Origin of the sequence: Oceanibaculum sp. (assembly GCF_022449305.1) — a bacterium.
Taxonomy (GTDB): domain Bacteria; phylum Pseudomonadota; class Alphaproteobacteria; order Oceanibaculales; family Oceanibaculaceae; genus Oceanibaculum; species Oceanibaculum indicum.
The window spans coordinates 1-9346 of record NZ_JAKUSO010000089.1 but is presented as its reverse complement, the minus strand read 5'-3'; the positions used below and the strand labels follow the sequence as shown (position 1 = coordinate 9346).

The following is a 9346-nucleotide window of genomic DNA, read 5'->3' as shown; positions in this document are numbered from 1 at the left end:
ACCTGATCGGCCATGCTGACCGCTCCGGCCCGGCCGCCGACAACATGGCCCTGTCGCAGCGCCGCGCCAGCTCGGTCCAGACCGCGCTGACCGCCGATGGCGTCACCGCCGGCCAGATCAGCTCCGAGGCCCGCGGCGAGACCGACCCGCTGGTCCCGACCGCCGACGGCGTCCGCGAGCCGCAGAACCGGCGCGTGGAGATCATCTTCCGCTAAGCCGCAAGGCAAGGCAGAACGCAAAACCCGGCTGGTTTCCCAGCCGGGTTTTTTCGTCTCCAACGCCCAAACGAAAAAGCCGGCATCGCGGGATGCCGGCTTTGCTTTGGTCTTATTCGGTTCTATCGATCAGCGCGTACGAGACGCCGTATTGGCCGCCGTGTACTGGCAGACCTCGACGCCGTGGCTGGATGCTTCCGGCTGCAGGCCGGCAAACCGCTCGAAATTATGCGGCTGGCGTTCGTCCATCAGCGCCGCGAACTTGCCCTCGGCAGCGCTGCAGAAGGTCGCAAAATCGCTCAGGCTGCGCTGTGAGGCCTCGTTCGCCATGCGCGTCACGAAGCCGTTCAGCTCCTGCGCGGAGCGCGCGCCATGAACCCGCGCGAAATAGCCCTTCAGCGCCTTGCCGGTGCTGGCCATCTCGCCCTGATAGCGGGTGACGACGGCATTATAGCTGGGCCGCTGGTTGCAGCTGAGCGCCGCCACCATCAGCTCGCTCAGCAGGACGCGGGCTTCCAGTGCCGCGCTTTCCTTCGGCGTCGCGCAGGCGGCAAAGCTGACCGCCGGCGTGCCCGCCACGGTGGCCAGGACCGCCAGGGCGGCAAGGCCACGCTTCAAAGCCGTTTTCTTCATCACTCCCCCTCTACACCGCGTAAGGGCGGCGTGCCGGCGAGGCCCGCTCCCCAGCGGCCACACTAGCGTCACAGTTGGGACACTATGACATTCTGAGCATATTTCGGCAACCGCTTGATATTGTGTGATATCTGGGTACCGCCCCTACATACCGCCCCCTACTGACCTACACCCCTGCCACAATTCGCTGCCATCTGGCCGCACGCGCCGGGCCGGGCTAGACTTCGAGCGGACAAACCGGCAGACGCCGGGCAAAATGTCACAGGTCAAGCCTGCTGGCCCAACACAGAGGGAGGATTTCATGCGCCTTGAAGGCAAGGTCGCCATCGTCACCGGCGCGGGGTCGGGATTCGGCGAAGGCATCGCGAAGCTCTACGCCAGCGAGGGTGCCAAGATCGTCGTGAACGACGTGAACGAGGCGGGCGGCACGCGCGTCGCCGCCGAGATCGACAAGGCACATGGCCAGGGCACGGCGATCTTCGTGAAGGCCGACGTCTCCAGCGATGGCGATGTGAAGGCGATGGTGGAGAAGGCGGTCGCCACCTATGGGCGCCTCGACATCATGGTCAACAATGCCGGCTTCACCCACAAGAACAAGCCGATGCTGGAGGTGACGGAAGCGGAGTTCGAGCGCTGCTTTGCGGTGAATGTGAAGGCGATCTACCTTGCCGCGCGCCATGTCGTGCCGGTGTTCCGCAAGCAGGGCAAGGGCGGCGTTATCATCAATACCGCCTCCACGGCGGGCCTGCGGCCGCGGCCGGGCCTGACCTGGTACAATGGCTCGAAGGGGGCGGCGATCACCATCACCAAGTCGATGGCGGTCGAGCTGGCGGCGGAGAAGATCCGCGTGCATGCACTGTGCCCGGTGGCCGGCGAGACCGGCATGCTCGCCGATTTCATGGGCGAGGACACGCCGGAGCGGCGCAAGCAGTTCACCTCGGTCATCCCGATGGGCCGGTTCAGCCAGCCGGCGGACATCGCCAATGCGGCGCTGTTCCTGGCGGAGGACAGTTCGGAATTCCTGACCGGCCTGGCGATGGAGATCGATGGCGGGCGCTGCATCTGACGGCAGCAGGGCCCCTTATTCGGTCGGCTTGGTGACGTAGAGGCGCTGATAGCGCAGGCCGCCGGAGCGCAGCGCCGCCACCCGGCGTACCCAGCGCTCCGCCTCCTCCACCAGATACTGCATGGTCTCGGGGGCGAGGCCGCCGGGCTTAAGTCCGGCGGTCAGCATCGCCCAGCCCTCCAGAATGGCCTTCTGGTGCTGCTCGCTCATATCCTCGGAGATGCGCACATCGAGGTTGAGATTGACCAGCTCGACCTCGTAATGCTTCGCGGTCCAGGGTTTGGGAACCGGGTCCTCATTCTCCATCCACGCCTGCACGGCCGGATTTTCTTTGGCATCGTCGGACGCCAGCACATAGTCGGTGAAGGTGAACTGGCCGCCCGGATGCAGGCCCTTCTCGATCATGCGCAGCAGGTGCGGCTTGTTCTCGATCCAGTAGAAGGCGCCAACCGCATAGGCGCAGTGATAGGCGCTGTCGCGCATGGTGAAGGTGTCTGGCTCCAGATAGCTGACCGGCGCCTTGCGCGACAGCCCCATCCGTTCCGCACGATCCTCGCCATAGGCCGCTCGTTCGGGGTCGAATTCATAGCCATTGACCCAGGCACCGTATTCTTCCGCGACGATCTCGCCGCCGCCGCCCAGCCCGGCACCGAAATCGGCGGCCGAGAAAGCCGGGTTGAGACCGAAGGGCGAGACCAGTTTCAGCAGATGTTCCTTGCCGCCGGGGAAGATCAGCCCGTCGCCCCACAGCGCCTGGATGAGGCCGAACCGGTCGGTTGACCATTGCTCGACCTTCTCGACGGCGTCATTGCCGTCGGCCTCCGCGCTGTCGCCGGTATCCACCGCCGGCACATGCGGGACGTACTCATAACCCTCCCACCATGCCCGGAACCGTTCCTTGAACGACATGCCCCCACCCCGAATGCAGCACCCTCTCCTGCGGTGCGCTTGGTAAAATCGTATCCTTGCAGATGGCCATTAATCCAGTCTTAACAAAAGGGCCCGGCCGTCACCGGCCGGGCCCTCCTGGCGCTGACGCCGTTCAGACGTCAGAGATAGTCGTACTTGCCGTTCTTCCAGACATAGAAGACATAGCCCGGCAGGGTGACGTCGCCCTTCTTGTCGAAGGACAGGTCGCCCAGCACGGTGTCGAACTTCATGCCGCTCTGCAGCACCGGCAGCAGCTTGCCAATGTCGGCGGAGCCGGCCTTCTCGGCCGCCTGCTTGAAGATCTGCATCACCGCATAGGTGTAGAGCACATAGCCTTCCGGCTCGACGCCCTTGTCACGGAAGGCCTTCACGATCGGCGCGGCCTTCTCGTTCTTGCGCGGGTCCGGGCTGAAGGTCATCAGCGTGCCTTCGCCGGCCGGGCCGGTGATCGACCAGTACTCGTCGGTCACCAGCGCGTCGCCGGAGACCAGCACGGTGTTCATGCCCTGCTCACGCATCTGGCGCACGATCAGGCCCGCCTCGGTGTGGTAGCCGCCGACATAGAGCACGTCGACGCCAGCCTGCTTCAGCTTGGAGACCAGCGCGGAATAGTCCTTCTCGCCCGCGGTGTAGGCCTCGTACATCACTTCCTTGCCGCCGGCAGCCTTGTAGGACTTCAGCGTCTCGTCCGCGAGACCCTTGCCGTAGGCGGTCTTGTCATGCACGAAGGCGATCTTCTTGCCGGCATACTGTTTGGCCAGGAACGCACCCGCGACCTCGCCCTGCTGGTCGTCACGGCCGCACACGCGGAACACGTTCGGGCCGCCTTCCTCGGTCAGCTTCGGATTGGTCGAAGCCGGCGAGATCATGACGATGCCTTCCTCCTCATAGACCTTGGAGGCCGGAATGGAGGAACCGGAGCAGAAATGGCCGGCCATCAGCTTCACGCCCTGACGGACCATGTCGTTGGCAACCGCGACCGCCTGCTTCGGATCGCAGGCATCGTCGCCGATCACCAGCTTCAGCTTCTGGCCGAGCACGCCGCCGGCGGCGTTGATATCGGCGACCGCCTGCTCGGCACCCGCCTTCATCTGGGCGCCGAAGCTGGCGTACTGGCCGGTCATCGGACCGGCGGTCGCCACGGTGATGTCGGCCTTCGCGACCTGGCCGGTCAGGACCAGCGCGGCAGCCGCGAGAACCAGTGTGGATAGTTTCTTCATTTCGATCTCCCTGCTCATTTACTCGGTTGAAAGGGACCTGCCCTCACGCGCGGTAAAACGGCGTTAACCACACAGTAGGACCGGCTGCGAAAGCTGGCAACGGATTCCCGACGCCCGCTTCCGCGGCGTCTTACCCGTCGCGACGCGCACGCCAGCCGAACAGGCCGGCGCGTTCGTACAACCAGGGGTACTGGGCCGCCATGCGGCGGGCCAGGGTCGCGCGGTAGGCGGCGAAGGCCATCAGCGCCAGCACCACCGAATCGACGACATAGCCGCTCAAGGACAGCAATTCGCCGCCGAACAGCGCGAAGCTGATGAAGCGCGACGCCAGCCCCAGCAGCGCACTGTACAGGATGCCCTGCCAGAACGGACGCCAGGTGCGGGCCAGCGCACTGCCCATCAGCATGGCGGCACCGCCGGCCAGCACAATGGTGACGCCGATGAAGGTCGGGATGTCGTTGCCCAGAAGCTGTTCCATCGCCATCGCCCTCAATGCCCGCCTTCGAGATAGGCCGCACGCACCTCCGGCCTTGCCAGCAGCTCCGCGCCGGTGCCCGACATGGTGATGTTGCCGGTCACCAGCACATAGCCGCGATGGGCCAAGCGCAGCGCGTGATAGGCGTTCTGCTCGACCAGCAGGATGGTCATGCCCTCCTCCTCGTTGATCTGGCGGATCGCCCCGAAGATCTGCTTCACCACCAGCGGGGCCAGGCCCAGCGACGGTTCGTCCAGCAGCAGCAGATTGGGCCGGCTCATCAGCGCCCGGCCGATCGCCAGCATCTGCTGCTCGCCGCCCGACAGCGTGCCGCCGCGCTGGCCGCGCCGCTCCTTCAGGCGCGGAAACAGGGTGAAGACCTTCTCGATATCCTGATCGAAATGCGCCGGATCGGCTGTCGTCGCCCCCATCTGCAGGTTTTCCATCACCGTCATGCGCGGAAAGATGCGGCGGCCTTCCGGCGACTGCGCCACGCCCATGCGGATGATCTCGTGCGTCGGCACGCGGGTGATATCGACACCGTCATAGACGATGCGCCCGGTACGCGCCTGAGGGCTGCCGCAGATCGTCATCAGCAAGGTGGACTTGCCGGCACCGTTCGCGCCGATCAGCGTGACGATCTCGCCCTTGCCGACGCTGACATCGACGCCGCGCAGCGCCTGGATATTGCCGTAGAAGGTCTCGACCCCGGCGATCTCGAGCAGCGGCGCGCTCATGCCCCTTCTCCCGTCTTCTTCTCGATATCGGCGGCGATCTCCGGTGGCAGCTCCTCTTCCTCATCCTCGCCCAGATAGGCCTTGATGACCTTGGGGTCGTTACGCACCGCTTCGGGGTCGCCATCGGCGATCTTGCGGCCGTAATCCAGCACGATCACATGATCGGAAATGCCCATGACGACGCTCATGTCATGCTCGATCAGCAGCACGCCGACGCCATGTTCGTCGCGCACGAATTGCAGCAGCGTGTTCAGCTCCAGCGATTCGCGCGGGTTCAGGCCGGCGGCCGGCTCGTCCAGGCACAGCATGACCGGATCGGTGCACATGGCGCGCGCAATCTCCAGCCGGCGCTGGTCGCCATAGGGCAGGTTACCGGCATTCCAATCCGCCCGGTCGGCGAGGTTGATACGCTCCAGCCAGTAGCGCGCCTTCTCCACCGCGTCGCGCTCGGCATCGCGGTAGGATTTCAGCCCGATCAGCCCGCCGAAGGTCATGCCCGAGGCGCGCATCAGCTTGTTGTGCTGAGCGACCACCAGATTCTCCAGCACGCTCATCGCCGGGAACAGCCGGATATTCTGGAAGGTGCGGGCCACCCGCGCCTCGTGCGTGATGCGGAAATCCTCCATCCGCTCCAGGTAGAATAGCGTGCCCTCGCGGTTCAGTGTCAGCCGCCCGACGGTCGGCTTGTAGAAGCCGGTCAGGCAGTTGAACACCGTCGTCTTGCCGGCGCCATTCGGGCCGATGATCGCGGTGATCTCGCCCTTGCGGGCCACCAGCGAGACATCGTCGATGGCGACCAGCCCGCCGAAGCGCATGGTCAGATGCTCGACCGTCAGCAGCGGCGTGTCCGCCGTGGCGGCATCGGTGGCGACGCGGGGATCGTCGAACAGGCCGATCATGCCGCCTCTCCTTCCGCGCCGGCCAGGGGCCTTGCCTCCGGTTTTCGGCTCGGCGGCAGCTTCAGCGTCGGCTCGCGGTGCGCCAGCAGGCCGCGCGGCTTCCAGATCATGATCAGCACCATGGCGCCGCCGAAGGCCAGCATGCGGTACTGTTCCAGCTCGCGGAACACCTCGGTGCCGCCGATCAGGAAGACCGAAGCGATGACCACGCCGATCTGGCTGCCCATGCCGCCCAGCACCACGATGGCAAGGATCACCGCCGATTCGATGAAGGTGAAGCTCTCCGGGCTGATGAAGCCCTGGCGGGTGGCGAAGAAGGAGCCGGCGAAGCCGCCGAACATGGCGCCGATGGCGAAGGCCGTCAGCTTGGTGTTGGTCGGGTTGATGCCCAGCGACCGGCAGGCGATCTCGTCCTCGCGCAGCGCTTCCCAGGCCCGCCCAACCGGCAGCTTGCGCAAGCGCAACGTCACGAAGTTGGTGATCAGCGCCAGAATGAGGATCAGGTAGTAGAGGAAGATGATCCGGTGCAGGGAGGAGAATTCCAGCCCGAAGAATTCATGGAAGGTCGTCCCGCCCTCCGGTGCGAAGCGGGCAAATTCCAGCCCGAAGAAGCTGGGGCGCGGTACCCCGGAAATACCGTCCGGGCCGCCGGTGAACTCGTACCAATTCAGTAGCACGACGCGGATGATCTCGCCGAAGCCCAGCGTCACGATGGCCAGATAGTCGCCGCGCAGCCGTAGCACCGGGAAGCCCAGGATCACGCCGAAGAAGCAGGCGAACACGCCGGCCAGCGGGAGGCAGACCCAGAAGGACCAGCCGAAGCTGGACGCGATCAGCGCGTAGGAATAGGCCCCCACCGCGTAGAAGGCGACATAGCCGAGGTCGAGCAGGCCGGCGAGGCCGACCACGATGTTCAGCCCCCAGCCCAGCATGATGTAGGTCAGCACCAGGATGGAGACGTCGAGGATATAGCGGTCGGCAAACGGCAGCGCCGGCATGACGAAGGCGAAGAGGATCGCCACCGGCCCGCCATAGAGGCCGACCTTCTTCATGAAGGCGCCGAAATTGTCGCCGGAAATCGCCTCCGCCTTGGGCTTTGGCCGGCTGCGCCCGCGATAGGCCCACCAGATATTCAGCGCCAGCCGGCCGAAGAAGCCTGCGAGGACGGCATAGCCGACATCGGCCCAGCGGTAATCGATGGTCAGGCCGCCGGAACTGTCGGCGGTCCGCAGGCCGATGATCGGCACCGCCATGGCGAAGATCACCAGTGCCGCGGCGAGGCAATCCTTCACGATGGCCGGAAGGTCGATGGCCCCTTCGGCGCTCCGCACATGCTGCGCTGCCATGGCTCAGACCTTCTCGATTTCGGGTTTGCCGAGCAGGCCGGTCGGCAGGAAGATCAGCACCAGCACGAGGATGGAGAAAGCCGCCACATCCTTGTATTCGATGCTGAAATAGGCCGACCAGAAGGTCTCGATCAGGCCGATCAGCAGGCCGCCCAGCATGGCGCCCGGCAGCGAGCCGATGCCGCCAAGCACGGCGGCGGTGAAGGCCTTGATGCCGGCCAGGAAGCCGATGAAGAAGTCGATCACGCCGTAATAGAGCACGAACATCATGCCGGCGACCGAGGCCAGCGCCGCCCCCATCACGAAGGTCAGCGAGATGGTGCGGTCCACATTGATGCCCAGCAGCGAGGCCATCTTGCGGTCCTGCTCGCAGGCGCGCTGCTGGCGGCCCAGTGCGGTGCGTGCGATCAGCAGCGAGAAGGCGGTCATCAGCACCAGCGTGGTGACAATGATCAGCATCTGCATGTAGCTGAAGGAGACGAGGAAACCTTTCTTCTCCATCAGCGTGACGCCGCCATCGATCACCGGCTGGATCGGCTTCACCCGGGCACCCTGGGAGAGCTGCACGTAATTCTGCAGGAAGATCGACATGCCGATGGCCGAGATCAGCGGCGCCAGCCGGAAGGAGCCGCGCAGCGGCCGGTAGGCCACGCGCTCCACCGTCCAGCCATAGACCGAGGTCAGCAGCATCGAGACGATCAGCACGATCAGCAGTGCCAGCGGAATGAAGGTCAGCCCGATGCTGCCCAGGATGATCAGCGCGATCAGCGCGATGAAGGCGCCAATCATGAAGACGTCGCCATGCGCAAAATTGATCATGCCGATAATGCCATAGACCATCGTGTAACCGATGGCGATCAGCCCGTAGATCGATCCGAGCGTCAGCCCGTTGATCAACTGCTGAATGAAATACTCCATGCTTCCCGCTCCCCCACGGACTGGAAACCCTTGACCCGTTCACCTTGGACGACCGTCACGCGGCCGCCCTTATTGCTTCAAGCATAGGCTGATTCGATGCCGAGGCGAGTCCGCTATTAGACCCCGTGAAGGGAAAGTGGAACGCAACCGTCAGGCGCAAATCAGCGTCACACCGGCCATTACCGCATAGCACGCATGCTTTGCAAGCAATTGTCGCGGGGACAATGGCATACGGCCTGTCATCAGAAAAGGGGGCATGCCCTGTTCGCGGGTGTCGCGCGCCACACAAATAAAAACCCCCGGAAACAAGGCTTCCGGGGGTCTGAACAGGCTCTGGCGCGGGGATCAGAACAGGCTGACGCCCTGGCGCTTGCGCTCGATGGTCGGTACCTCGCCCTTGTTCGGCGCGGCCCCCAGCGCGGCATTCTCCTGCAGCCGCTTGCGCTCGGCCGCCGGATCGACCACCACGGCGCTGCGATCCTCCGCCTGCTTCCAGAACAGCAGATCGTCGAGCAGGCGCCGGTCGGCGTCAGCGAGCTGCGTATGCTCGCGGTTGATCGTGGTGCGGATATTGGGATCAGCCTGGTTGAGGCCCAGCTGCTGGCGGAAATTCTGCATGCCCGGCGTGGTCGGCGTGGCGGCGCTGACGCTGCGGTCGCCCGTGCTGCCCAGAGCCGCCCCGCCCAGCGCGAAGCCGCTCTGCGAGAACGGCCGGCCACCGCCCAGCGCGGCAACGGCGCCCTGCTGCTGCGACGCTCCGCCGGCAGTGCCGCCCAGCACCTGCTGGCGCGCCTGCTCGGTCGGCGCCGGCTCCTGCGGGCGCGGCGCGCCCGGCTCCGGCGGGCGCAGCGTATATTGCGGCGGCAGGCTGAGCGGCGCACGCTTCACCACGGGGAACTCGTCGGGC

Annotated in this window: 11 protein-coding genes; 2 read left to right on the top strand and 9 right to left on the bottom strand. The window is 65.2% G+C overall.

Annotated features, from left to right (window positions below; all coding sequences use genetic code 11):
* A partial coding sequence (locus MK313_RS17040) for an OmpA family protein (protein WP_287783211.1) occupies positions 1–215 on the top strand: 215 nt, incomplete at its 5' end.
* 129 nt (positions 216–344) lie between these two features.
* Here the strand turns inward: MK313_RS17040 and MK313_RS17035 are convergent.
* Entirely contained in the window at positions 345–848 is a 504-nt protein-coding gene (locus MK313_RS17035) for a hypothetical protein (RefSeq protein ID WP_008946313.1), read from the bottom strand.
* 301 nt (positions 849–1149) lie between these two features.
* On the opposite strand from MK313_RS17035, the gene MK313_RS17030 reads away from it, so the two are divergent.
* On the top strand, positions 1150–1914 hold the full coding sequence (locus MK313_RS17030; RefSeq protein WP_121219417.1) for an SDR family oxidoreductase: 765 nt from the start codon (positions 1150–1152) through the stop codon (positions 1912–1914).
* A 15-nt stretch (positions 1915–1929) separates the two neighbouring features.
* Here the strand turns inward: MK313_RS17030 and MK313_RS17025 are convergent, their stop codons facing one another.
* The 8 genes from MK313_RS17025 to MK313_RS16990 form a co-directional block, all read right to left on the bottom strand.
* Complete coding sequence (locus MK313_RS17025) at positions 1930–2823, bottom strand: methyltransferase domain-containing protein (RefSeq protein ID WP_121219415.1); 894 nt, start codon at positions 2821–2823, stop codon at positions 1930–1932.
* A gap of 140 nt (positions 2824–2963) precedes the next feature.
* The gene (locus MK313_RS17020; protein WP_008946310.1) at positions 2964–4064 is read right to left on the bottom strand and encodes a branched-chain amino acid ABC transporter substrate-binding protein; all 1101 of its coding nucleotides are present in this window, start codon (positions 4062–4064) and stop codon (positions 2964–2966) included.
* Between the two features lie 130 nt (positions 4065–4194).
* The gene (locus MK313_RS17015; protein ID WP_322096604.1) at positions 4195–4542 is read right to left on the bottom strand and encodes a DUF6867 family protein; all 348 of its coding nucleotides are present in this window, start codon (positions 4540–4542) and stop codon (positions 4195–4197) included.
* A gap of 11 nt (positions 4543–4553) precedes the next feature.
* A complete protein-coding gene (locus MK313_RS17010) occupies positions 4554–5264 on the bottom strand; it encodes an ABC transporter ATP-binding protein (protein WP_416054147.1) in 711 nt (236 codons plus the stop codon).
* Positions 5265–5272: 8 nt separating this feature from the next.
* On the bottom strand, positions 5273–6175 hold the full coding sequence (locus MK313_RS17005; protein WP_121219409.1) for an ABC transporter ATP-binding protein: 903 nt from the start codon (positions 6173–6175) through the stop codon (positions 5273–5275).
* Positions 6172–7521, bottom strand: a complete 1350-nt coding sequence (gene livM, locus MK313_RS17000) for a high-affinity branched-chain amino acid ABC transporter permease LivM (RefSeq protein WP_287783199.1) — start codon at positions 7519–7521, stop codon at positions 6172–6174. The genes MK313_RS17005 and livM overlap by 4 nt, the downstream gene beginning before the upstream one ends.
* 3 nt (positions 7522–7524) lie before the next feature.
* Positions 7525–8439, bottom strand: a complete 915-nt coding sequence (locus tag MK313_RS16995) for an ABC transporter permease subunit (protein WP_287783197.1) — start codon at positions 8437–8439, stop codon at positions 7525–7527.
* Between the two features lie 345 nt (positions 8440–8784).
* On the bottom strand, positions 8785–9346 hold a 562-nt coding region (locus MK313_RS16990), incomplete at its 5' end, for a DUF3035 domain-containing protein (protein WP_287783194.1).